This is a genomic window from Rathayibacter sp. AY1E8, assembly GCF_002931415.1.
Classification (GTDB): Bacteria; Actinomycetota; Actinomycetes; order Actinomycetales; family Microbacteriaceae; genus Rathayibacter.
The window spans coordinates 14,430-38,821 of sequence record NZ_PSVI01000006.1; the positions used below are offsets into that span (position 1 = coordinate 14,430).

Consider the following 24,392-nt stretch of genomic DNA (forward strand, 5'->3'; position numbering starts at 1 on the left):
GCGAGCACGATGACTTCTGCGCACTCGAGGGTCGCTCGAGTGGACGAGTGTCGAGTCTCCAAGAGTCGTCGCAGTCGAGGGCGAGTGCGACAACTCCTGCGTGCTTGCGAGTGCGACGACTCCTGCACACTCGCGGGAGCCGGCGAGGACCGCGCGCACCCCGCGAGTGGCCGCGCGCCCGCGAAGGCCCGCACACGGGAGCCGCGGCAGAATGTGGACATGCGCAGCCTCGAAGTCCTCCTCGATCCGGAGTCGGAGGCTCGCGTCCGCAGCCAGTGGGAGGCGCTCGAGGCGGCCGGCGTCCCGAGCCTCGCACTGCACACGTCCGCCAGCAACCGCCCGCACCTCACCCTTATCGCCGGGCCCGAGCTGACCGCCCCGGAGCCGGGCGCGCTCGGTCCGCTGCCGGCGACGGCCGACCTCGGTGCCGTCCTCCTCTTCCCGCACGCCGGGCGCTTCGTCCTCGCCTGGGGAGTGGTCCGCTCGCCCGCCCTCGACGCGCTGCACGGCCGTGCCACGCGCCTCGTGCCGGGCGGCGTCGACACCTCGCTGCCGGACGCCTGGACGCCGCACATCAGCGTCTCTCGCCGCCTCCGCGCCGAGCAGCTCGGCGACGCCGTCCCCCTCCTCGGCGAGCCGTTCACCGTCGGCCTCGCGGGCGTCCGCTTCTGGGACGGCGACACCCGCACCCTCACCGACCTCTGAGCCGGGCGCCGCAGAAGAACCCCGACCTCCCCGCAGCAGCCTCCCCAGCTCCCTCCCTGCGGCCCTTCTCCACAGTTCCCCGGACCCCCGGGGCGGCGTCGGAGGCGGCGGGTAGAGTTCCCCGGGTGACAGAGCCCACCGCGACAGCCCTCCCCGCCCCGCCGCTCGCCGACCCCTCGGCGGAGTCCCGCGGCGGCGTCCGGAGCGACGCGGCGAGCGGCGCCCCGGGATCCGGATCCTCCGAGGCGCAGGCGATCCTCGAGAAGGTCTTCGGCTACGGCTCCTTCCGCGGCGAGCAGCAGGCCATCGTCGAGCAGGTCATCGGAGGCGGCGACGCCGTCGTCCTGATGCCCACCGGCGGCGGCAAGTCGCTCTGCTACCAGATCCCCGCCATCGTGCGCCCCGGCACCGGCGTGGTCGTGTCCCCGCTCATCGCGCTGATGCAGGACCAGGTCGACGCCCTCCGCGCGAACGGCGTCCGCGCCGAGTTCCTCAACTCCACCCAGGACGCGGGCGAGCGCAGCCGCGTCGAGCGCGCCTACCTCGACGGCGAGCTCGACCTGCTCTACGTCGCCCCGGAGCGCCTGGGCAACGAGGGCATGAAGCAGTTCCTCGCCCGCGGCCGGATCGCCCTCTTCGCGATCGACGAGGCCCACTGCGTCAGCCAGTGGGGCCACGACTTCCGCCCCGACTACCTCGCACTGGGCGAGCTCGCCGAGCGCTGGCCCGACGTCCCGCGCATCGCCCTCACCGCGACCGCCACCGAGGCGACGCACCGCGAGATCACCTCGCGCCTGCACCTCGGCGCCGCCCGCCACTTCGTCTCGAGCTTCGACCGCCCGAACATCCAGTACCGGATCGTCAACAAGGTCGAGCCGCGCAAGCAGCTGATCGACTTCCTGCGGCGCGAGCACGCGCACGACGCGGGCATCGTCTACGCCCTCTCCCGCAAGAGCGTCGAGGCGACGGCCGAGGCGCTGCGCTCGGCGGGCTTCGACGCCGTCGCGTACCACGCGGGCCTCGACTCGCGGGTGCGCGCCGCCGCCCAGTCGCGGTTCCTCCGCGAGGAGGGCGTCATCGTCTGCGCGACCATCGCCTTCGGCATGGGGATCGACAAGCCGGACGTGCGGTTCGTCGCGCACATCGACCTGCCCAAGTCGGTCGAGGGCTACTACCAGGAGACGGGTCGCGCCGGCCGCGACGGACTGCCGTCCACCGCCTGGCTCGCCTACGGCCTGCAGGACGTGGTGCAGCAGCGCCGGATGATCGACGAGTCGCCGGGAGACCTGGCGCACCGTCGGCGGATGTCCGCGCACCTGGACGCGATGCTCGCGCTCTCCGAGACGGTCCAGTGCCGCCGGGTGAACCTGCTCGCCTACTTCGGCCAGGAGAGCACCGCCTGCGGCAACTGCGACACCTGCCTCGAGCCGCCCGCCTCCTGGGACGGCACCGTCGCGGCGCAGAAGTTCCTGTCGACGGTCGTCCGCCTCAAGCGGGAGCGCAACCAGCAGTTCGGCGCCGGACACATCATCGACGTCCTCCGCGGCAAGACCACGCCGCGCACCACTCAGCACCAGCACGACGGCCTGGCCACCTGGGGCATCGGCGCCGAGCTCAGCGACACCCAGTGGCGCGGAGTCGCCCGCCAGCTCCTCGCGCAGGGCCTGCTCGGCGTGAACGACGACGGCTTCGGCACTCTCGTGCTCACGCCCGCGTCCGGCTCCGTCCTCAGCGGCGAGCGGAAGGTCGAGCTGCGGCAGGAGCCGGAGAAGCCGGCCCGCTCCAGCGGATCCTCCCGCTCCGGGCGGTCCACCGTCGCCGAGCTGTCGGGCGAGGCTCAGCCGCTGTTCGAGCGGCTCCGGGAGTGGCGCGCCGCGCAGGCCCGCGCGCAGGCGGTCCCGGCCTACATCGTCTTCAACGACGCGACCCTCCGCGAGATCGCGACCGCCGAGCCGGCGACGATGGACGCGCTCAGCATCATCGGCGGCGTCGGCCAGAAGAAGCTGCTCACCTACGGCGAGGCCGTTCTCGCCGTCGTCGCGGGGGAGAGCCCCGAGATCGCCGTCCCGGAACCCGGTGAGGAGGCCCCCGCTCCCCGCCGCGCGCCGGCCGCCCGTGGCGGGTCGTCCCGCTCGCAAGGGGCGAAGCCCTCGTTCGGCCGCGAGTCGTCCGGTCCGCCGGTGTCCGCCGCTCAGCCGCCGGAGGACGACTGGGTGCCGCCGGACGAGCCCGACTGGGAGCCCGGCTGGGACAGCTACTGATCCATCGCTGAGGCGCGCGGTTCACCACCCGCGACGGAGGCGGGCGCCGGCGCGGGCGACCGTGTTCCGGGCTCCGCGTCGGCGATCGTGCCCATCTCGTCACCGACGCGAGCGTCCTCGGTCCGAGGCGTCGGCGAGCGCCCTCAGCCGCCCGCGCCCGTCGACGCCATCCACCCGCCGAGCAGCGTGCAGCAGAACGACACCGCGAGGCCCGCCACCGGCACCCAGAACGCGATGCGCCGCCGCACCAGCAGCACGATCGAGACGGCCAGCGCCGCGAGGAACGGCACCCACACTCCTCCTGCGGCGAGGACCACCCCGCCCTCGATCAGGCCGATGTCGCAGGAGTTCGATCCGCCGCACGAGTCGCTGGCCATCGCGAAGAACAGCCCGAAGAACGACAGCAGCAGCGTCACCGCGGAGGCCACGAGGATCAGCACGATCGTCAGCACCAGGTCCCAGACGCGGACCGGGCGCCCATGCGGAACCCCGGATCCCGGCGCGGCCGGAGGCGCGGGAGGCGCGGCCGCGACGTCCACGGGCGGCGCACCCGGAGTCCGGGGAGGCGCTGCCGCGACGTCCGCGGGCGGCCCGGCCGCCGGGTGTCGGGCGGGCGGAGGGGGAGGCAGCGGCGGCTCGCTCATGCCGAGAGACTAGCGAGGCGGCCTCCGGTGCGGCGTCCCTCCTCCGCAGAAGCAGCCCGTAGGGACAGCCCGTTCAGCACACGGACGAGCCGCCCCCTCCTCCGCTCCCGTCGGCAGGGACAGCCCGTCCAGCGCACAGACGAGGCGCCCCGCCTCCGCCTGGTCGGTTCCGACAACGCGCTTCCGCCTCCGCCCGGCGCCGTTTGTGCCCGGGCGACGGAACGTTTCCGCCGCGCCGCCGCGCGACCTACCGTGCGAGGACCGCCTCCGCTGCCGCGCCCGTCGGCGCACGACGCACCGGGAGCGGCCCGAACCGCAGACGGTCGAAGGGACACGAACACCATGGTCAGCACCGCTCCCCACCCCCGCTCCGCCGCCGACGCCGCCGACCGGGCGGCCACCGGGCGCACGCGGGCCCGGCGCTCCCAATCGGGCTCCATCGCGCCCACGCCGCCGGTGGACTCCCTCGGCTCCGAGGTCGATGCGCGCCTGGACGAGGACGGCGCCCCCGCCGTCGACGTCGCCGCCCTCGGCGAGACCCTCCTCGGCGCCTGGCGCGAGCAGCGCCTCGCCAGCCGCGCTCTGACCGCCCGCCCCGAGCTGCACCGCACCGACGGCCTCCCGATGAAGGAGCACCGCCTCCGCGTCTCGGAGCAGATGCGCGTGCTCGCGGCCGAGGGCGGCGTGCACCGCGCCTTCCCGGTCGACCTCGGCGGCGAGGCCGATCACGGCGGCAACATCGCCGGCTTCGAGGAGCTGGTCACCGCCGACCCGTCGCTGCAGATCAAGTCCGGCGTGCAGTGGGGACTCTTCGGCGCCGCGGTCCTGCACCTGGGCACCCGCCCGCACCACGAGAAGTGGCTGCCGGGGATCATGAGCCTCGAGATCCCGGGCGCCTTCGCGATGACCGAGACCGGGCACGGCTCCGACGTCGCGTCGATCGCCACGACCGCCACCTACGAGGACGGCGAGTTCGTGCTGCGGACTCCGTTCCGCGCGGCGTGGAAGGACTACCTCGGCAACGCGGCGGTGGACGGGCGCGCGGCGGTCGTCTTCGCGCAGCTGGTCACCCGCGGGGTGAACCACGGCGTCCACGCCTTCTTCGTCCCGATCCGCGACGAGCAGGGCGCGTTCCTGCCCGGCGTCGGCGGGGAGGACGACGGCCTCAAGGGCGGTCTGAACGGGATCGACAACGGCCGCCTCCACTTCGACGGCGTCCGCGTCCCGCGCGAGAACCTGCTGAACCGCTACGGCGACGTCGCCGCCGATGGCACCTACTCCTCGCCGATCGCGAGCCCGGGCCGCCGCTTCTTCACCATGCTCGGCACGCTCGTGCAGGGCCGTGTCTCGCTCGACGGAGCCTCGGTCGCCGCGGCGAAGATCGCGCTGACGGTCGCCGTGACCTACGGCGACCAGCGCCGCCAGTTCACCGGCGGCGGCGAGCGGGAGGAGGTGCTGCTCGACTACCAGCGGCACCAGCGCCGCCTCCTGCCGCGCCTGGCCACCACCTACGCCGCCGCCTTCGCGCACGAGAAGCTGCTGACGGCGTTCGACGAGGTCTTCTCCGGCGCTAACGACACCGAGCAGTCGCGGCAGGACCTCGAGACCCTCGCCGCGGGGCTGAAGGCGCTCTCGACCTGGCACGCTCTCGACACGCTGCAGGAGGCGCGCGAGGCCTGCGGAGGCGCGGGCTTCCTCGCGGAGAACCGGCTCACGCAGCTGCGCGCCGACCTCGACGTGTACGCGACCTTCGAGGGCGACAACACCGTGCTCCTCCAGCTGGTCGCCAAGCGCCTGCTGACCGACGTCGGCCGCCGCTTCAAGGGCGCCCAGCCCGCGGAGCTGGCGCGCTACGCCGCCTCGCAGGTCGCGGGGGCGACCGTCGACAACTCGGGTCTGCGCCGTCTGGCCCAGGTCGTCGCCGATCGCGGATCGACGGCCCGCTCGGTCGGCCAGCTGCGGGAGGACCAGCGCGAGCTGCTCACCGGCCGCGTCGAGAGCATGGTCGCGGGGATCGCCTCACGGCTGCGCCCGGCGTCGAAGCTGCCCTCCGACGAGGCGGCCCGCCTGTTCAACGCGCACCAGAGCGAGCTCATCGAGGCGGCGCGCGCGCACGCCGAGCTGCTGCAGTGGGAGGCGTTCACGGAGGCGCTCGCCGGCGTCGAGGATGCGGGCACGCGCACCGTCCTCACCTGGCTCCGCGACCTGTTCGGCCTGGGCCTGATCGAGAAGCACCTCGACTGGTACCTCATCCACGGGCGCCTGTCGTCGCAGCGAGCGGTCGCGGTGACGTCCTACATCGACCGGCTGCTCGCCCGCATCCGCCCGCACGCCGCCGACCTGGTCGCGTCGTTCGGCTACGGGCCCGAGCACGTGCGCGCGGCGATCGCGACCGGCGCCGAGGCGGAGCGCCAGGAGGAGGCGCACGCCTGGTACGAGGCCGCCCGCGCCTCCGGCACCCTCCCCACTCCGGAGAAGCGCCGCTGAGCCCCTCCTCGAGATGCCGCTCCGGTACGCGACACGTCGCGCGAGGCGCACCGGAGTGGCATCCCGTGGCGACAGGACGGGGAGGGGCGCGTCAGGACGCGAGGAACGCCAGCGCCTGGTCGCGCTCGGCGCGCAGCTCGAGCACGGACTCGTCGATCCGCGCGCGGGAGTGCGCGTCGATCTCGAGCCCCTCGACGATCCGCCACTCGCCGTCGACGGAGCGGACCGGGAACGAGGAGATCAGCCCCTCCTCCACCCCGTAGGAGCCGTCCGACTCGACGGCGGCCGAGGTCCACGACGTGCCGTCGACCCAGTCGCGCACGTGATCGATCGCGGCGGAGGCGGCGGACGCGGCCGAGGAGGCTCCGCGGACCTCGATGATCTCGGCGCCGCGCTTGGCGACCCGCGGCTCGAACTCCGTGTGCAGCCACTCCGCGTCGACCAGCTCGGGCACCGGCCGTCCGCCGACGGTGGCGTGCGTCGCGTCGGGGTACTGCGAGGCGGAGTGGTTGCCCCAGATCGCGACGCCCTCGATCGCGTCGACGGGGGCGTCGAGCTTCGCGGCGAGCTGCGCGACCGCCCGGTTGTGGTCGAGGCGCGTCATCGCGGTGAAGCGGCCGGCGGGGATGTCCGGGGCGCTGCGCCGCGCGATCCAGGCGTTGGTGTTGGCCGGGTTGCCGACGACCAGCACGCGGATGTCGGAGGCGGCGTGCGCGTTCAACGCGGCGCCCTGGGGCCCGAAGATGCCCGCGTTCGCGGCGAGCAGGTCGGCGCGCTCCATGCCCGCGCTGCGCGGCCGGGCGCCCACGAGGAGGGCGACGCTCGCGCCGTCGAACGCCGCGGCCGGGTCGTCCGTCGCCTCGATCCCGCGGAGGAGGGGGAAGGCGCCGTCCTGCAGCTCGAGCGCCGTGCCCGCGGCCGCGCGGAGGCCGGAGGGGATCTCGAGCAGGTTCAGGCGGACGGGGACGTCCGGCCCGAGGAGCTGACCCGAGGCGATGCGGAAAAGGAGCGCGTAGCCGATGGCGCCTCCCGCTCCCGTGACCGTGACCGTGACCGGAGTGCGCTGCTGGTTCATGCGCCGAGCGTATTCCCGCCGGCTGGGGGAGGGGGAGGAGTCAGCCGGACGGCGGGCCCTCGGCGGGAGGCGCCGTCGACCCGCGGAGCACGAGCTTGTTGCGCAGCCGCACGTGCTGCTCGGCCACGCTCCCGCCGTCGATCAGCGTCAGGAGCGCCCGGGCGGCCGCGCGCCCCACGCGGTGCAGCGGCTGCCTCACCGTCGTGAGCGCGGGGACCACCCGGGAGGCGTCGGGCACGTCGTCGTAGCCCACGACCGACAGCTGCCCCGGCACCGAGAGGCCCAGCGCCCGGGCCGCCTCGATCACGGCGATGGCGGAGGCGTCGTTCGCGGCGAGGACCGCCGTCGGGCGGTCGGGCAGCAGCAGCAGCTCGTGGGCGGCGGCGAGGGAGGGGTCGTGCCGGTAGTAGCCGACCCGTACGAGCGCGGGGTCGTAGGGGAGGCCGGCGTCCGCGAGCGCCCGCTGGTAGCCGGCGCCGCGCCGGTGCGACGACTCCAGGTCGGGGCGGCCCGCGACGAAGCCGATGCGGCGATGGCCGAGCCCGATCAGGTGGCTCGTCGCCAGCTGCGCTCCGCCGAAGTCGTCGGTCGCCACCGAATGCAGCTCGGTCTGCGCGGTCAGCGGATCCACGACGACGAGCGGCAGGTCCGACGAGGGGATCACGCCGGAGGGAGTCACCAGGATCGCTCCCGCTACGTGCGCCTCGGTGAGGCGCCGCAGGGACTCCTGCTCCCAGCCCGCCCGGCCCCGGCGGCTCGCCCCGCTGCCGGCGAGGAGGTCGAACCGGGTCCCCCGGAGCGCCGTCGCCACTCCCTGCAGCACTTCCGTGCCGAACGGCTCGAAGTCGCCCAGGAGCACGCCGATGACGCCCGAGCGCTCCGCGCACTCCGTCGTCACGACCTCCTGCTCGGCCTCCGCCGTCGCCGCCCCTGCGGACATCCTCGTCCCCTCCCGCCGTCCCCGCCCGGCCGCGGCGGAACGCGGTGATCGCCTCGCTGCGCTGCTCCGGACGGTTGAGAACACGTCCTTGCAATCGGGAATGTTCCCGGTAACATTGCCCGCAAGACTAGCTGAGGGAAAGCTCAGCAGTCGAGAGAGACGAGTGTCGGGCAGCCTTTCTCCCCTCAGTGCTGAGGGGGTCGAGAGCTGGAGCTCGCGTGGCCACGCTGTGGAAGCCGCCGCGCACGAGCCGTCCGCCGCTCTCCGCGCGTCCTGCGCTCCAGGCGCGGCCGAACGCCCCTCGGGCTGCGCCGCGCTCCGTCCTCTCGCGGCCTCGGGCCGCGCCACCACTCCGCGCCGTCCGGCGCTCGACCTGATCGGCGACGATGCCGATCGAGTGAGGAACACCATGTCCACGCGACGCACCCCCCGACCCCTCTGGCTCGTCCGCTCGGGCGCAGCTCTCGCCGGCTGCCTGCTCCTGTCCGGCGTCGCCGCCGCGGCCGCGGCCGCCGACACCGAGTACGGCTCCGACGACGTCGACGTGAACGTCAGCATCGAGGAGCTGGAGCAGCCCGGCGCCCTCTCGATGTCGATCGACGGCACCTCCGCCACGCTCGCCGAGGAGGGCTCCACCCCGACCGTGCGCGCCTTCACGGGGCAGCTGCCCGACGTGACCGTGACGGACACCCGGACCGTCGACGAGATCCCGGCCGGAGCCGGCTGGTACGTCCTCGGCTCGGCGAGCGCCTTCACCGGCGACGCGGACCAGGAGGACATCTCCTCCGACCACCTCGGCTGGACGCCGGTCCTCGTGGACGGCGGCGAGTCGGGCCTCGTGTCCGAGGGCGACCCGGTCGACACGATCCTCGACGAGGGTGCCGACGCCGTGGGCCTGTTCGACCAGGAGCTGCTCGCGCTGTCGCTCGACTCGCAGGAGACCGCGACGGACGGGTCCTGGACCGTGTCCGCGGGCCTCACCCTGAAGACCGAGGCCGACGTCGCCCCCGGCGACTACTCCTCCGTCCTGACGCTGTCGCTGTTCGAATGACCCCGATGCGCGCAGTCGCCTCCACGGCGATCGGCGCCCTCCTCGCGGCGGGCCTGCTCGCCTCCGGCGCGGCTCCGGCGACCGCGGCCGGCGCCTGGTCGCCGAAGGCCTCCTACACGTCGACGGACCGCGGCGACGGCACCTACTCCGTGCCGCTGCTGAACGCCGACGTGCCCGACGTCAGCGTCGAGCGCGTGCCCGCGTCCGAGAACGACGAGGGCCGCGACATCTACTACATGATCAGCACCACGATGCACCTCAGCCCGGGCGCCCCGATCATGAAGTCCTACGACCTCGTCAACTGGGAGATCGTCAACTACGTCTTCGACCGGCTCGAGATCGGCGACCGCTTCTCGCTCCGGAACGGGCAGAACTCCTACGGCAACGGCCAGTGGGCCTCGTCGCTCCGGTACCACGACGGCCGCTACTACGCGGTCTTCAACACCAACAACCTCGGCGGCTCCTACCTCTACTCGACCGACGACATCGAGGACGGAGCCTGGACCCGCACAGCCCTCGGCCGCGCCTTCCACGACCCGTCGCTGTTCTTCGACGACGCGGACGGCGGCACGCCGTACATCTTCTACGGCTCCGGATCCACCAGCGCCGTGAAGCTGAGCGAGGACCTGACGACCGTCGTCGCCGAGTACCCGAACATCCTCCGCACCTCGGACTACCCGGGAGCCGGCTACCTCGGCGGCCTGTTCGAGGGCGCGCAGGTGCAGTACATCGACGGGCAGTACTACATCGTCATCATCACCTGGCCCTCGGGCCAGGGCCGCCAGGTGGCGCTGTTCCGCTCGTCCGAGCTGCTGGGCCGCTACGCGACCGCCGACGGCAGCAACCCCTACGAGGGCAAGGGCGTGCTGAACTCCAGCGGGTTCGCCCAGGGGAGCCTCGTGCCGATCGCGAAGGAGGACGGCTCGACCGCCTGGCACGGCATGTTCTTCCGCGACAGCTTCCCGACCGGCCGCATCCCCGGGCTCATCCCGGCGACGTGGAAGGACGGCTGGCCGACGTTCGGGACGAACGGCTCGGTGCCGGTGGGCGGGAGCTTCCCGAAGCCGATCCGCCTCAGCCCCGAGGAGGAGCTGTTCGAGCGGCAGAAGAGCATCGTCGTCTCGGACGACTTCGACAACGACGCCCCGGCGAAGGCCTACCAGGACGAGTCGTGGACGATCCCGCCCGCGCCCTCCTACGACGCGTCGCTGCTCGGCGTGCAGCTGCTCCAGAACCCGGGAGCGGAGTCGGGGACGGCGCCGTGGGCAGGCCAGTTCGGCGCGACGCTGTCGGCCGACACGACCGACCCGGCGTCCGGCACCGCCGCGCTCCGCGCGGGCACCCGCACGCTCAACGGCTCAGGCCCGAGTCAGGTGCTCGCGAACAAGCTGCAGCGCGGCGTGACCTACACCGTGTCCGCGAAGGTGAAGTACACGACCGGCCCCGCGTCGGTCCGCTTCAACCTCTGCGCCGACTTCGGCGCGGGACCCGTGACGATGGCCTCCGCCGCCGTCACGCAGGGGCAGTGGACGACGATCACGGGGACCTACACGGTGCCCGAGACCGCGAACGTCGGCAGCGTGAAGTTCGCCGTCGAGACGCCGTGGGGCAATCCGCAGCCGGCGTCCTCGAGCACCGAGTACCTGCTCGACGACGTCTCGCTCGTCGGCGCCGCTCCCACCCTCGAGCGCCCGACGGCCGCCGAGATCGAGCCGAACGGCTCGACCCTCGCCCTCCCCTGGCAGTGGAACCACGCCCCCGACAACCGCTACTGGTCGCTGACCGAGCGCGAGGGCTGGCTCCGCCTCACCAACGGGAAGGTGCTCAGCGGAACGGCCGCGCACACGCGTCTCTCGGGCTCGCCCGAGATGACGTACCTGGAGGAGGCGCGCAACACGCTCTCCCAGCGCATCGTGGCTCCGAAGCAGTCGGCGGAGGCGGCGTTCGACGTCTCCGGGATGAAGGACGGCGACGTCGCCGGGCTCGCGGCCTACAACCGCGGCTTCTCCTACGTCGCGGTCAAGCGCGTGGACGGCGTCACCACCGTCGGCGTCGTGAACCGCAGTCAGCCGTTCGCGACCACGTTCGACCAGGCGGCCGTGGAGTCCTTCCTCCCCGGCACCACCGCCGCCCTCGGCGACGCCTCGCAGGTGCGCCTGAAGGCCGACCTCGAGCTCTCGGCCCCGGCCGGACAGCTCTGGACGACCTTCTCGTACAGCCTCGACGGGACGAGCTGGACGAAGCTCGGCAGCCGCGTCGGCCCGCAGACCCTCGACGGTCAGCTCACGCACTTCATGGGCCACCGCCTCGGGCTGTTCAGCTACGCGACGAAGACCGCCGGCGGCCACGTCGACGTCGACGAGTTCCTCCTGAGCGACACCCTCTCCTCGGAGGGGAAGGCGCTCGACCGCTCGCAGCTCGACGCGGCCGTCGCCCACGCGGCGACGCTCCGCTCCGACGACTACCCGGCCGATGCCTGGTCCGACCTCCAGTCGGTCCTCGCGAAGGCGCAGGCGGTCGGCACCGCGGGATCGCAGAACCAGATCGACGCCCCGGAGCGCGCGCTCAGCTACCAGCTGGCGCGCCTCGGGACTCTGAAGGAGGCGTCGCTCGACGTGACCGCCGCCGCCGCGACCCGCTGCATCGCCGGGAAGGTCGTCGTGACCGTGCGGGCGACCAACGCCGACGACGTGCCCGTCGCCCTCCGGATGGAGAGCGCGTCCGGCACGAAGACGGTCGCCGCGCTCGCACCCGGCGCCACGACGAGTCACGCCTTCACCACGCGGGCGGCCTCGGTCCCCGCCGCCGAGGTGGTCGTGACCGCGACCGCCACCGTCGACGGCGAGCCGGTGACGACCACGGTGAGAGCGCCCCATCCGGCCGCGTCCTGCGGCTGAGCACTCCGGGGGCGGCCCGCGCGGCCGCCCCCGCCCCCGAACGCGTCAGCGGCACCCGTCGCCGACGATCTCCTGCACGACACGATCAAGGAGGATCCGTGAGATCACCACAACGAGAAGCCGCTCCGAAGGGGCGGTTGCGGCTGAGGCTGCTGGCCACGGCCGCGCTGACCGCGCTCCTGGTGGCCCCCTTCGCCGCCCAGACCTCGTCCGCCGCTGAGGCGGAGCTCATCGTCAACGGCGGCTTCGAGAGCGGCGTCAGCAGCTGGTTCGTCAACAACGGCAACGCCGCCGACGCCGGCACCATCGCGACGACCACGGATGCGCGCACCGGCACCGCCGCAGCGCTCGTCACCGGCCGCACGACCACCGGCGCGGGCGCCATGCAGGACCTCAGCGGCAAGGTCGTCGCCGGCCAGACCTACCAGGTCAAGGCGCAGATCAAGTACGAGAACGCCGCGAGCCCCGCGACCAAGCAGTTCTTCGCCACCATGCACTACGGCGGAGGCACCTACACGAACCTCGCAAGCGTCACCGCCACGAAGGGGCAGTGGGCGACGATCAACGGATCGTTCACCATCCCCGCCGGGCAGAGCGTCGCGACCGCGCGCCTCTTCTTCGAGACGCCGTGGACCGCGACTCCCTCGGCCGCGCCCGAGACGCACCTCATGGACTACAAGCTCGACGACGTCTCGCTGGTCGGAGCGGCGCCGCCCGCGCCCGCCTCGCGCACCATCGAGGTCGTGGGCAAGATCCCGGGCGACCACAACCCGCTCATGGGCTGGAAGTTCGGCGCCGACGGCTTCGGCTTCGTCGAGAACGGCCGCGTGTACATGTACATGACGAACGACACCCAGGGCTACGCTCCGAACCCCGCCACGGGCGTCTCGGCGGGCATCGACTACGGCAAGATCAACCAGATCACCGTGATCTCCTCGGACGACCTCGTCAACTGGACCGACCACGGCGAGATCCAGGTCGCCGGCTCCACCGGAGTCGCGCCCTACACCGGCAACTCGTGGGCTCCCGGCATGGCGAAGAAGACCGTGAACGGCGTCGACAAGTACTTCCTCTACTACGCCAACGGCGGCGGCTCCAGCAACGTGATCACCGGCGACTCGCCGGTGGGTCCGTGGACCAGCCAGCGCACCTCCACGCTCATCAACGCGTCCACCCCGGGCGCCGAGGCGGTCGCGTGGAAGTTCGACCCGGCACCGCTCGTCGACGACGACGGCCAGGGCTACCTGTTCTTCGGAGGCGGACCCGCCTCGACCGCGCTCCCCGCGGCCGAGCGCTTCAACAACCCGAAGAACATCCGCGTGATCGAGCTCGGCGACGACATGATCTCGACCCAGGGCACTTCCGCCGTCGTGGACGCGCCCGTCGCGTTCGAGGCGGCCCAGGTGTTCAAGCGCCAGGACAAGTACTACCTCTCGTACTCGTCCCACTTCGGCGGCAACGACTTCGGCGGCAACCAGACCCGCGAGCCCGGCTACCCGGGCGGCGGCGAGATCGGCTACATGATCTCGGACGACCCGATGTCCTGGCCCAAGGAGAACTACGCCGGCGTGATGTTCCCGAACCAGAGCCGCTTCTTCGGAGCCGGCACCGGCGGCAACAACCACCAGTCGGTCTTCGAGCTGGGCGGCAAGTACTACTTCACCTACCACGCGCCGACGCTCAACAAGCGGATCAACGGCGACACCACCCAGGGGTACCGCAGCCCGCACATCCAGGAGCTGCAGTTCAACGCCGACGGCACGGTGCAGCAGGTGGTCGGCGACTACAAGGGCGTCGACCAGGTGAAGGACTTCGATCCGTACCGCACCTTCCCGGCCGAGACCATCGGCTGGAGCAAGGGCATCGCGACGGCGCCGCTCGGCACCCCCGCCGCGGGCGCGACCCAGAACCTCGTGCTGAAGGACCTCGACAACGGCGACTGGACCGCGCTGTCGGCCGTCGACTTCGGGGACACCGGAGCCGCGACGTTCACCGCGAAGGCCAAGGCGCTGCAGGCCGGCGGCACCGTCACCGTCCGCCTCGACTCCGAGACCGGGCCCGTCGCGGGCACTGTCGCGGTGAACGGGACGACCGGCGAGTGGACCGACGTCAGCGCCGCGCTGACCGGAGCGACCGGAGTGCACGACGTGTTCTTCAGCTACTCCGGACCCTCCGGCGACCTGTTCGAGCTCGACACCTTCGCCTTCACCGAGGGCGAGGCTGCTCCGGCGCTCGACATCACGGCGAGCGCTGCGACCCGCTGCATCGCGGGCAAGGCGATCGTCACCGTCCAGGCGAGCAACGGCTCCGACGTCCCCGTCGGCGTGACCTTCACGTCGGCGTCCGGCACGAAGTCGTTCACCTCGGTGGCGCCCGGCAAGACCGTGTCGCACGCCTTCACCACCCGTCAGGCGAACCTGCCCGCCGGTGCGGTGACCGTCGAGGCCACGGCCACGATGAACGGCGCCCCCGTCGAGACGGAGGTGAGCGCTCCGTACGCGGCGCGCCCGTGCTCGTAGCGCACGGCTGAACCACCGGGGAGCGCCCCCGGCCCTGCGGGGCCGGGGGCGCTCCTGCGCGTGCGGGGGGATCTCGATACGCCCTCCGGGGCTGCTCGATCAGAATGTGCCGGCCGCGCAGCGGGGTGATGAGACCCCGCTGGATCAGCGGCTGTCGGCCAGGCGCATCGTGCCGCCGGCCTGGGCGGCGAAGGCGCGGGCGGTCGCCGCGACGGTGCCCTGCATGACCCGCGCCGCGGCGGTCGGCGCGAGGTCCGCCGGGCGCGCGAGGCTGATCGTCCGGGTCAGCGTGGGCTTCTCGAGCGTCGGCTCCTCGATGCGGATCGAGCGCAGGCCCGGGCGCCCCTGCAGCACCATCGCCGGGACGACCGCGACGCCGAGGCCCCGCTCGGCGAAGCGCAGAACCGCGTCCATCTCGGCGCCCTCCAGCACCACGTCCGGCTCCAGGCCCGCGGCGGCGAACGCGGCGTCGGTCGTGCGGCGCAGGTCGTAGCTGGAGTTGAAGACGATCTGCGGGAGGCGGGCTACCGCCGCCAGGTCGAGCGCGCCGGTCGCGGCGAGGGGAGGCTCCGCGGCGGAGGAGACCACGACGAGCTCCTCGACGAGCAGCGGCGTCACCGTGAAGGCGCCGGGAGCGGCCGCGGTCGAGGTCGTCACCAGCGCCAGGTCGAGCTCGCCCCGTGCCAGCCGGTCGAAGAGGCTCCGCGACCCGTCCTCGGCGAGGTGCAGCTCCACGGCGGGATGCGCGGAGTGGAAGGCGTGCAGCACCTCCGCGACGAGGCTGATGCAGAGCGTCGGCGTCGCGCCGAACCGCACCCGGCCGCGCTCGAGTCCGGCCAGCTCGGCCAGCTCGCGGCGCACCGATCCGGCGTCGGCGAGCATGCGCCGGGCGAGCGGCAGCAGCAGCTCGCCGGCCGGTGTGAGGGTGCTGCCGGAGCGCGCCCGGTGGAAGAGCTCGGAGCCGAGGTCCTGCTCCAGCGCGGCGATCCGGCGGCTCAGCGAGGGCTGCGCGAGGTGCAGCTCCTCGGCGGCGCGGGTGAAGCTGCCGAGGCGGGCGACCTCGGCGAATCCGGTCAGCTGCTCGAGATCCACACGCATACCCTATGCGCATGGCTGTGCCCAGCATTATGCATTGGAGTAATCGAAGCGCCGTGCCTAGCGTGGAAGCATGACCATTTCAGAGACCACCGCACCGGAGCGCCGGATCTCCACCTCCGTCCTCGTCATCGGCACCGGCGGATCGGGCCTGCGCGCCGCGATCGAGCTCGCCGAGGCGGGCGTCGACGTCCTCGCGCTCGGCAAGCGCTCGAAGTCGGACGCGCACACCTCCCTCGCCGCCGGCGGCATCAACGCCGCCCTCGCCACGATGGACCCCGACGACAGCTGGCAGCAGCACGCGGCCGACACCATCACCGAGTCCTACCAGCTCGCCAACCCGCACACTGTCGAGATCGTCACCTCCAACGCCGCCCGCGGCATCCAGGACCTCGAGCGCTACGGCATGCCGTTCGCCCGCGAGGACGACGGCCGCATCTCGCAGCGCTTCTTCGGCGCGCACACCTACCGCCGGACCGCCTTCGCGGGCGACTACACCGGCCTCGAGATCCAGCGCACGCTCGTCAACCGGGCCGCCCAGCTCGAGATCCCGATCCTGGACACCGTGTACGTCACGCGCATCCTCGTCAACGAGGACGGAGCCGTGTTCGGCGCCTACGGCTTCGACCTCGTCGACGGCACCCGCTACCTGATCCACGCGGATGCGGTGATCCTCGCCGCGGGCGGGCACAACCGCATCTGGCGCCGCACCTCCTCCCGCCGCGACGAGAACACGGGCGACTCGTTCCGCCTGGCCGTCGAGGCCGGCGGTCGCCTGCGCGACCCCGAGCTCGTCCAGTTCCACCCGTCGGGCATCATCGAGCCCGAGAACGCGGCCGGCACGCTGATCTCCGAGGCCGCGCGCGGCGAGGGCGGCATCCTCCGCAACGGCCTCGGCGAGCGCTTCATGGGCAAGTACGACGCCGAGCGCCTCGAGCTCTCGACCCGCGACCGCGTCGCCCTCGCCTGCTACACCGAGATCAAGGAGGGTCGCGGCACGCCCAACGGCGGGGTCTGGCTCGACGTCTCGCACCTGCCGCGCGAGACGATCATGACCCGGCTGCCGCGGGTGTACCAGACGATGCTCGAGCTGCAGATGCTCGACATCACGAAGGACCCGATCGAGATCGCGCCCACGGCGCACTACTCGATGGGCGGGGTCTGGGTGCGCTCGGACGACCACAGCACCGACGTCCCCGGGCTCTACGCGATCGGAGAGGCCTCCAGCGGACTGCACGGCGCCAACCGCCTCGGCGGCAACTCGCTGATCGAGCTGCTGGTGTTCGGCCGGATCGTCGGGCAGGCGGCGGCGGAGTACTCCGCCTCGCTGACCGCCCAGACCCGCTCGGCCGCGTCCGTCCACGTCGCCCGCGACGAGATCGCCGGCCTGCTCGCGGCCGACGGCACCGAGAACGTCCGCGCCCTGCAGCGCGCGATCCGCAACACGATGACCGAGCACGCCGGAGTCGTCCGCGACGAGGAGGGCCTGCTCGCCGGGCTCGCCGAGCTGGACGCGATCGAGGCGCGCATCGCCGACATCGGCGTGCACCCGGACATCGCCGGCTTCCAGGACCTCGCCCACGCCTTCGACCTCAAGTCGGCCGCGATGGCCGCGCGGGCCACCCTCGAGGCAGCGCTCGAGCGCCGGGAGAGCCGCGGCTGCCACAACCGCAGCGACTACCCGGACATCGACCCGGCCCTCCAGGTGAACCTCGTCTGGTCGCCCTCCGCGGGGATCACGCGCGAGGAGATCCCCGCGGTGCCGGAGGAGATCCAGGCGCTGATCAGCGGCGAGGTCGCCACCGCGGGCAAGCTGCTCGAGTAGCCGGAACCGCGACGGCACGACGCCGGTCGCCCTCACCGCCTGCTCGCCGGGCACCACCGGCGCCCAGGCACCCCCCGGGATCCTCCTGGGGACCACGGACAAGGTCACCGCCCTGGATCCCGCCGGCTCCTGGGACCTCGGCTCGGCGACGCTGCAGAACCAGGTCTTCTCCTGGCTGCTGACCTCCGCCCCCGGATCGACGGATCCCGTGCCGGACCTCGCGGCCTCGGCCGAGTTCACCGACCCCACCCACTACCGCGTCGCCCTGCGCGAGGACGCCGCCTTCGCCAACGGCAATCCGCTCACCGCCTCGGACGTGGTCTTCACCTTCGAGCGCCAGGTGGCGATCGCCGCTCCGAACGGCCCCTCGTCGCTGCTCTCGGACATGGTCTCGGTCGAGGCGGAGGACGACTCCACCGTCGTCTCCACACTGGCCACCCCGGACAACGCCCTCTGGCCCCAGATCCTCACCAGCCCCGCCGCCGCGATCGTCGACGAGGACGTCTTCTCGGCCGACTCCCTCACCACCGACGACGACATCGTCGCCGGCGACGCCTTCAGCGGGCAGTACTCCATCACGAGCTACAAGCTGAACTCGCTCGTGCAGCTCACCCGCAACGACTCCTACGACGGCCTCCTCGGCGCCGCCGCCAACGAGTCCGTGATCGTCCGCTACTACGCGGACGAGAGCAACCTCAAGCTCGACATCCAGCGCGGCGAGATCGCGGTCGCCTACCGCACGCTGAACGCGACCGACACCGAGGACCTCCGCGGCGAGGAGGGCCTGACGGTGCACTCCGGTCCCGGTGCCGAGATGCGCTTCCTGGTCTTCAACCCCGAGACCATGCCCTACGGCTCCGCGACCTCCGAGGCCGACGCCGACAAGGCGCTCGCCGTCCGCACCGCCGTCGCCGACCTGATCGACCGCGACGAGCTGTCGGACCAGGTCTACAAGGGCACCTACGCGCCGGTCTACTCGATCGTCCCCAGCGCCCTGACCGGATCGACGCCGGCGTACGAGCAGGCCTTCGGCGACGGGAGCGGCGGTCCCAGCGCGGACGAGGCCGCCGCCGCGCTCCAGGCGGCCGGGATCACCGGTCCCGTCGACCTCAAGCTGCAGTACAACACCGACCACTACGGCTCCAGCACCTCGGACGAGTACGCGCTCATCAAGAACCAGCTCGAGCGCAGCGGGCTGTTCACGGTCGACCTGCAGTCGACGGAGTGGACGCAGTACGTGAAGGAGAAGTCGACCTCCTACCCGCTCTACCAGCAGGGCTGGTTCGCGGACTACCCGGACTCGGACAACTACCTGAACCTGCTCTACGGCACCGACGAGGCCCCCTCCATCCTCGGCGCCGCCGTGAAGGACGACGCCTACAACGAGGTCGTGCTGCGCGAGCGGAGCCTGGCCCCCGGCGACGAGCGCACCACGGCGATCGAGGAGGCGCAGCGCCTCGCGGCGGAGAAGGCGATCACCGTGCCGCTCCTCGAGGGCACGGAGACCGTCATCGCCTCCTCCACGATCTCGGGCATCGACGACACGCTCGACGGTTCCGGCCGGTTCCGCTTCGGGCTGCTCCGGAGCGAGTGATCGGGACGCGCTGATCGGCCGGACGGGCCGCAGTGCCGCAGGAGGGGAAGACCCTCGGCGGCCGCTGCGGCCCGTCCGCGCGTCCGGGGACGGCTCTGCCAGGACGCGGCACCCGGATCGATCAGCGCGCCAGCGCCGCCAGCTCCGCCCGGGTGCGGGCCCCGGCCTTGCGCAGCAGGTTCGACACGTGGAACTTCACCGTGTTGCCGCTGATGCCGAGGTCGTCCGCGATCCGCTGGTTCGAGGCGCCGAGCGTGATCAGGTTCAGCACCTCCCGCTCGCGCGCGCTGAGCTCGGCGAGGTCGAGCCCGTCGGGCTGCGCCGGCGGATCGAGGGGGAGGCGGATCGACAGGGTCGACCCCCAGCCCGAGGTCGACGCGACCGAGAGCTCCCCGTCAAGCCCGCGGACGCGCTCGGCGATCGGGCGCAGGGCGTCGTCGCGGGTCGTCAGCTCGCCCCGGCCGTCGTCGCGGATCTCGATGAGCAGGTTGAGCCCGTCGCAGTCCCACTGGATCCGCACCCGGCGCGTCTGCTCCGACTCCACGAACGCCAGCACGGCGCTCCGCACGATCGCGCGGGCCGCGTGCGCCACCTCGCCGGGGAGGGCGCGCCCGGTGGCGGGCGGCTCGACGAACTGCACGTCGAGGTCGCCGAAGCGCGCGAGCGGACGCAGGTCGCTCCGGAGCCGCGCGAACGCGCCCACGACGGGCTCCAGCATCGCGCTGCGCTGCTCGTCCGAGGCGGTGCGCAGCTCGACCAGGGCGTTCGCGGCGATGTCGATCGCGACGGTGCGGGCCGCACGGTCGTCGAGGCGCTCGGCGCGCAGGGCGGCGAGCACCGACTCCAGCGCCACCGCGTGCCGGTCGGCCTGCTCGGCCACCGTGCGGGCGTGCTGCTGCAGCAGGGTGCGGGAGGCGGGGGACTCGGCGGGATCCATCCCCCGAACCTACCCGTCCTACCCGCGAGCGGCACCGCCCACCCGATCGGGTAGGTAGACCTCCTCGATCAGGTGGCGCGCGGATCCGGTCGCCGGGCGCACTGTGGACCCATGCCCGCTGACGACCGCACCACCGACCCCGCAGAGGCGCTCGCCGTGATCGCCGCCGAGGTGTCCGCCGCGACCGCCTCGCTGACGGCCGACCGGCTCGAGCCCGTCCTCGAGTTGCTCGCCGGCGCCGACCGCGTCTTCGTCCACGGCGCCGGCCGCTCCGGCCTCGCCCTGCGGATGACCGCCATGCGCCTCATGCACCTCGGACTCGTCGTGCACGTGGTCGGCGACGTGACGACCCCGGCGATCCGCGGCGGCGACGTGCTGCTCACCGCGAGCGGCTCCGGCACCACCGGGGGCATCGTCCGCGCCGCGCAGGCCGCCGTCGACGCCGGAGCGCGGGTCGCGGCGATCACGACCGCCGCCGACTCCCCGCTGGCCGGGCTCGCCTCCGCCGTGGTGGTCGTGCCCGCCGCCGACAAGCTCGACCGCTCCGGGGCCGCCTCGGCGCAGTACTCCGGCGGGCTCTTCGAGCAGGTCGTCGTGCTCACCGGCGACGCCCTGTTCCACGCGCTCTGGCAGCGCCGCGGCGACAGCGCCGACGAGCTCTGGCCGCGCCACGCGAACCTCGAATGACCCGACTCCCCACCTCGACAGGAAGAAGAACCCCGTGAAGCTCCAGTTCGCCATGGACACCCTCAGCACCGACGCCGCCCTCGAGCTCGCCGCTGCCGCCGCCCCGCACGTCGACATCCTCGAGCTGGGCACCCCGCTCATCAAGAGCGCCGGCCTCTCCGCCATCACCGCCATCAAGGAGGCGCACCCCGACAAGACGGTCTTCGCCGACCTCAAGACGATGGACGCGGGCGAGCTCGAGGCCGACATGGCCTTCGCGGCCGGCGCCGACCTCGTGACGGTCCTCGGCGTCGCCGGCGACAGCACCATCTCCGGCGCGATCGCCGCCGGGAGGAAGCACGGCAAGGGCGTCGTCGTCGACCTCATCGGCGTGCCCGACAAGGCCGCCCGCGCCCGCGAGGTCGTCGCCCTCGGCGCCGAGTTCGTCGAGATGCACGCCGGTCTGGACGAGCAGGCGGAGGAGGGCTTCACCTTCGAGACCCTGCTGCGCGACGGCGAGTCCTCCGGCGTGCCGTTCTCGGTCGCGGGCGGCGTGAGCACCGCCACCATCGAGTCGGTGCAGCGCGCCGGCGCCCTCGTGGCCGTCGCGGGCGGGGCCATCTACGGCGCCCCGGACGTCGGCGAGGCCGCCGCGGCCCTCCGCGCCGCCATCGTCTGACCCGTCGGCGCCGCCGCCCCCGAGGCCCGCTGATCCGGGTCGCGAGGGCGGCGGCGCCCGCGTCCGCGCGGGCGGCGGCAGCGCATCCCCGCCGGACGCCCGGTCCCTCTCGACTCGCCGACGACGCGGTCCTACAGTGGCTGCGACGACCCTCGACTCCCGCCGCGGGACCGACGGCGCCGTCGCGAGCGGAGGGAAGCCGTGTCCTCGACCGCCCCCGTGTCCGGACCCGCCGTCGACGCCTCGACGAGGCTCCGCGACTTCCACCAGATCCTCCTCAACACCGCCGTCGCGAACGTGACGACGAGCTTCCTCTGGTTCGCGCTCACGTTCTGGGTGTACCTCGAGACGCGCTCCGTCCTGGCGACCGGGATCATCGGCGGCGCCTACATGCTGCTCGTCGCGGTCTTCGCGATGGCCTTCGGCACGATCGTGGACCGGCACCGCAAGTTCCGCGTCATGGTCTTCGCCGGCGCGGTCACGCTCGTGTCGTTCGGCGTCGCGGGCGGTCTCTTCCTCGCGCTGCCCGAGGCGGCGCTCCTGGACTTCCGCGCCCCCTGGTTCTGGGTGTTCTCGGGCACGATCCTCTTCGGCGCCGTCATCGAGAACATGCGCAACATCGCCCTGTCCACGACGGTGACCCTGCTGGTCCCGGTGGAGGGGCACGCCCGCGCGAACGGCCTCGTCGGGACGGTCCAGGGCCTCGCCTTCGTGGTGACGAGCGTCTTCAGCGGGCTCGCCATCGGCCTGCTCGGCCTGGGGTGGACGCTGGTGATCGCGATCGGCCTCTCCGCCGCCGCGCTCCTGCACCTCCTCTTCCTGCGCATCCCGGAGGACCGGCCCGCGCCGACGGGGGAGAGGGAGCCGCTGATCGATCTCCGCGGCAGCATCACCGCGGTGCGGGCGGCGACCGGGCTGTTCGCGCTCATCGTCTTCTCGACGTTCAACAACCTGATCGGCGGCGTCTACATGGCGCTGATGGACCCGTACGGCCTCGAGCTGTTCCCGGTCGAGCTGTGGGGCGTCGTGCTCGGAGTGACGGCGACCGGCTTCGTCATCGGCGGTCTGCTCGTCGCGAGATTCGGGCTCGGGAGGAACCCCATCCGGACGATGCTGCTGCTCGTGATGGCGATGGGCCTGATCGGCGCGGTCTTCACCCTCCGCGACTGGTGGTGGCTCTACGCCGGCGGCATCTGGATCTACATGACCCTGATCCCGGCGGTCGAGGCCGCCGAGCAGACGGTGATCCAGAAGGTCGTCCCCTTCGAGACCCAGGGGCGCGTCTTCGGCTTCGCGGCGGCGTTCGAGTCGGCCGCCGCTCCGATCACGTCGTTCCTCATCGCCCCGATCGCCGAGTTCGCGCTCATCCCGTACATGGAGTCGCCGGCCGGGCGCTCGGCGTTCGGCGGGCTGCTCGGCGACGGCATCGGCCGGGGGATCGCGCTGGTGTTCCTGGTCGGCGGAGTCGTCATGATCATCGCGGCCGGCGCGGCGATGCTCACCCGCTCCTACCGCGTCATGTCGGCGCAGTACCTGCGGGAGGCCGCGGCGAGCGGGGAGGCGGAGCCCGTCGGCACGGAGGCGCCGGAGACGCACCGGATCGCGCCGAGCACCGTCGAGCGGAACCGCTAGCGCCCGCAGACGCCGCCCGTCATGCGCCTCCGGGGGTCCGGCGGACCGGACGGCGCGGACACGAGGAAGACGTGCCGGACGCCCCCTCCCCAGGGTGCGGCGTCCGGCACGTCGGCTGCGACCACCCGGTCGAGGGGCCCTCCTCGACTCCCGAGCGCTCCGCTGCCCCGCGCCTCCGGAGGGAGACATCGGGGCATGCGGCGCCGGCGGGGGGGGGGAGGGCTCTGGTTCCCCGCCCCGCCGGCGCCGGCCGCCCGCGAGGGGCGGCGAGGATGCTCGTTCGGGCGTGCCTCGAGTGACGGCTACATGCCGTCACTGAGCATGGACTGCACCAGCTTCACGTGGCGATCGAGGTTCAGCTGGCTGAACTCGCTGTTGTAGTTGAGGCCGTAGTTCAAGATGTGACCCGGGGTGCACTGGATTGTCGCGTCCGGTCCGTCCCAGGTGCGCAGCAGTGCCAGGGCCGAGTCCCAGCTGCTGTTCTCGCAGTTCGTGTTGAAGGTGGTCGACGTGCCCAAGCCCACGGTGTGCGAGATCTCGTGCATGGCGGTGCCCTCCACCATGTAGACGCGCTCCTTGCCGAAGCGGATCTGGCCGTAGATGTTCGCATCGGCCGTCGGGGTTCCGGGGCTGTACGAGACGGTCAGGGAGCGGGAGATGTTGCTGAGGCGGTTGTAGCGGGCCACGGCGCGGTCCATCGCGTCGGTGATGCGGGCGTAGGCGTCGGCCTCGTCAGCGGTCGGGCTCGCGACGCGGTTCAGCGTCCAGGTGATCTTCTGCACGGTCGGATCGGTCAGTGCCCAGCGCTGGGCCTTGGAGCCGGTGCAGGTCCACTGCTGAATGGGGGAGCCGTCGAGCTGGCGGAAGTCCTTGTTGTCGAGGCAGAGGTCGCTGTGCCGATTGGCGATCTCGGCGTAGCCTCCGCCGACGGAGGTGATCCGCCACTGCTGGGCGGTGCTGCCGTTGCAGCTCCACTGCCGCACCTCCGAGCCCGGGGTGGTGCCGAAGTCGAAGTTGTCGAGGCAGAGGTTGCTGAAGGTGTTCTTGATCTCGGCGTAGCCTGTGCCGAGGTCGGTGACCTGCCAGCGCTGGTTGCTCCCCTCGGTGCAGCTCCACTGCCGCACCTCGGCTCCGGGCTGAGTGCCGAAGTCGAAGTCGTCGAGACACATGACGCTGTGCTGGTTGCGGATCTCCTGCGCCGATCCGAGGCCGACCGGGGCGGTGGCTGCAGAGGCGGGCGAGCTGATGCCGAAGGTCGTGATGCCGACGACGGCCGCGATCAGGGCGCCGATCAGGCGCTTGGAGGGGTGGGACTTCGTTGTCCGGGACATGGGTGCCTTTCACAGACATCCGGCGTCCCCGAAGGGACGCGGGTGAGGGTCGCA

Annotated in this window: 17 protein-coding genes; 11 read left to right on the top strand and 6 right to left on the bottom strand. The window is 72.7% G+C overall.

Annotated features, from left to right (window positions below):
• Positions 1-219 precede the first annotated feature (219 nt).
• Both C5C74_RS17255 and recQ read left to right on the top strand, forming a co-directional pair.
• Positions 220-705: a 2'-5' RNA ligase family protein gene (locus C5C74_RS17255; protein WP_181127356.1), complete on the top strand. Its 486-nt coding sequence runs from the start codon at positions 220-222 to the stop codon at positions 703-705.
• 125 nt (positions 706-830) lie between these two features.
• Positions 831-2,966, top strand: coding sequence for a DNA helicase RecQ (recQ, locus tag C5C74_RS02930; RefSeq protein WP_181132675.1), 2,136 nt, complete (start codon positions 831-833; stop codon positions 2,964-2,966).
• Between the two features lie 143 nt (positions 2,967-3,109).
• Here the strand turns inward: recQ and C5C74_RS17665 are convergent, their stop codons facing one another.
• Complete coding sequence (locus C5C74_RS17665; protein WP_219813437.1) at positions 3,110-3,610, bottom strand: DUF6264 family protein; 501 nt, start codon at positions 3,608-3,610, stop codon at positions 3,110-3,112.
• A gap of 342 nt (positions 3,611-3,952) precedes the next feature.
• Here C5C74_RS17665 and C5C74_RS02940 point away from each other — a divergent pair, with 342 nt between their 5' ends.
• The gene (locus tag C5C74_RS02940) at positions 3,953-6,097 is read left to right on the top strand and encodes an acyl-CoA dehydrogenase (RefSeq protein WP_104350950.1); all 2,145 of its coding nucleotides are present in this window, start codon (positions 3,953-3,955) and stop codon (positions 6,095-6,097) included.
• A gap of 91 nt (positions 6,098-6,188) precedes the next feature.
• Here the strand turns inward: C5C74_RS02940 and C5C74_RS02945 are convergent, their stop codons facing one another.
• Together C5C74_RS02945 and C5C74_RS02950 are read right to left on the bottom strand one after the other, a co-directional pair.
• A complete protein-coding gene (locus C5C74_RS02945; RefSeq protein WP_104226035.1) occupies positions 6,189-7,172 on the bottom strand; it encodes a malate dehydrogenase in 984 nt (327 codons plus the stop codon).
• 40 nt (positions 7,173-7,212) lie between these two features.
• The gene (locus C5C74_RS02950; RefSeq protein WP_104226034.1) at positions 7,213-8,112 is read right to left on the bottom strand and encodes a LacI family DNA-binding transcriptional regulator; all 900 of its coding nucleotides are present in this window, start codon (positions 8,110-8,112) and stop codon (positions 7,213-7,215) included.
• A 409-nt stretch (positions 8,113-8,521) separates the two neighbouring features.
• On the opposite strand from C5C74_RS02950, the gene C5C74_RS02955 reads away from it, so the two are divergent.
• The 3 genes from C5C74_RS02955 (at position 8,522) to C5C74_RS02965 (ending at position 14,579) form a co-directional block, all read left to right on the top strand.
• Positions 8,522-9,163, top strand: a complete 642-nt coding sequence (locus tag C5C74_RS02955) for a hypothetical protein (protein ID WP_104233676.1) — start codon at positions 8,522-8,524, stop codon at positions 9,161-9,163.
• A gap of 5 nt (positions 9,164-9,168) precedes the next feature.
• Positions 9,169-12,060, top strand: coding sequence for a family 43 glycosylhydrolase (locus C5C74_RS02960; protein ID WP_258064083.1), 2,892 nt, complete (start codon positions 9,169-9,171; stop codon positions 12,058-12,060).
• A 98-nt stretch (positions 12,061-12,158) separates the two neighbouring features.
• Positions 12,159-14,579: a family 43 glycosylhydrolase gene (locus C5C74_RS02965; RefSeq protein ID WP_219813438.1), complete on the top strand. Its 2,421-nt coding sequence runs from the start codon at positions 12,159-12,161 to the stop codon at positions 14,577-14,579.
• A gap of 144 nt (positions 14,580-14,723) precedes the next feature.
• Here C5C74_RS02965 and C5C74_RS02970 read toward each other — a convergent pair whose 3' ends face one another.
• Entirely contained in the window at positions 14,724-15,677 is a 954-nt protein-coding gene (locus C5C74_RS02970; protein WP_104350953.1) for a LysR family transcriptional regulator, read from the bottom strand.
• A gap of 70 nt (positions 15,678-15,747) precedes the next feature.
• Between C5C74_RS02970 and C5C74_RS02975 the strand changes: the two genes are divergently transcribed.
• Both C5C74_RS02975 and C5C74_RS02980 read left to right on the top strand, forming a co-directional pair.
• On the top strand, positions 15,748-17,499 hold the full coding sequence (locus tag C5C74_RS02975) for an L-aspartate oxidase (protein WP_104350954.1): 1,752 nt from the start codon (positions 15,748-15,750) through the stop codon (positions 17,497-17,499).
• A gap of 208 nt (positions 17,500-17,707) precedes the next feature.
• On the top strand, positions 17,708-19,093 hold the full coding sequence (locus C5C74_RS02980; RefSeq protein ID WP_258064084.1) for an ABC transporter substrate-binding protein: 1,386 nt from the start codon (positions 17,708-17,710) through the stop codon (positions 19,091-19,093).
• 121 nt (positions 19,094-19,214) lie between these two features.
• Here the strand turns inward: C5C74_RS02980 and C5C74_RS02985 are convergent, their stop codons facing one another.
• Entirely contained in the window at positions 19,215-20,030 is an 816-nt protein-coding gene (locus tag C5C74_RS02985) for a response regulator transcription factor family protein (protein ID WP_104347576.1), read from the bottom strand.
• Positions 20,031-20,141: 111 nt separating this feature from the next.
• Between C5C74_RS02985 and hxlB the strand changes: the two genes are divergently transcribed.
• From hxlB to C5C74_RS03000, 3 genes are all read left to right on the top strand, one after another.
• Complete coding sequence (gene hxlB, locus C5C74_RS02990) at positions 20,142-20,717, top strand: 6-phospho-3-hexuloisomerase (protein WP_104350956.1); 576 nt, start codon at positions 20,142-20,144, stop codon at positions 20,715-20,717.
• A 34-nt stretch (positions 20,718-20,751) separates the two neighbouring features.
• A complete protein-coding gene (gene hxlA, locus C5C74_RS02995; RefSeq protein WP_104282514.1) occupies positions 20,752-21,375 on the top strand; it encodes a 3-hexulose-6-phosphate synthase in 624 nt (207 codons plus the stop codon).
• A gap of 201 nt (positions 21,376-21,576) precedes the next feature.
• Complete coding sequence (locus C5C74_RS03000; protein ID WP_104350957.1) at positions 21,577-23,007, top strand: MFS transporter; 1,431 nt, start codon at positions 21,577-21,579, stop codon at positions 23,005-23,007.
• Between the two features lie 302 nt (positions 23,008-23,309).
• Here C5C74_RS03000 and C5C74_RS03005 read toward each other — a convergent pair whose 3' ends face one another.
• Positions 23,310-24,338, bottom strand: coding sequence for an RICIN domain-containing protein (locus tag C5C74_RS03005; RefSeq protein ID WP_104347574.1), 1,029 nt, complete (start codon positions 24,336-24,338; stop codon positions 23,310-23,312).
• Positions 24,339-24,392: the final 54 nt, after the last annotated feature.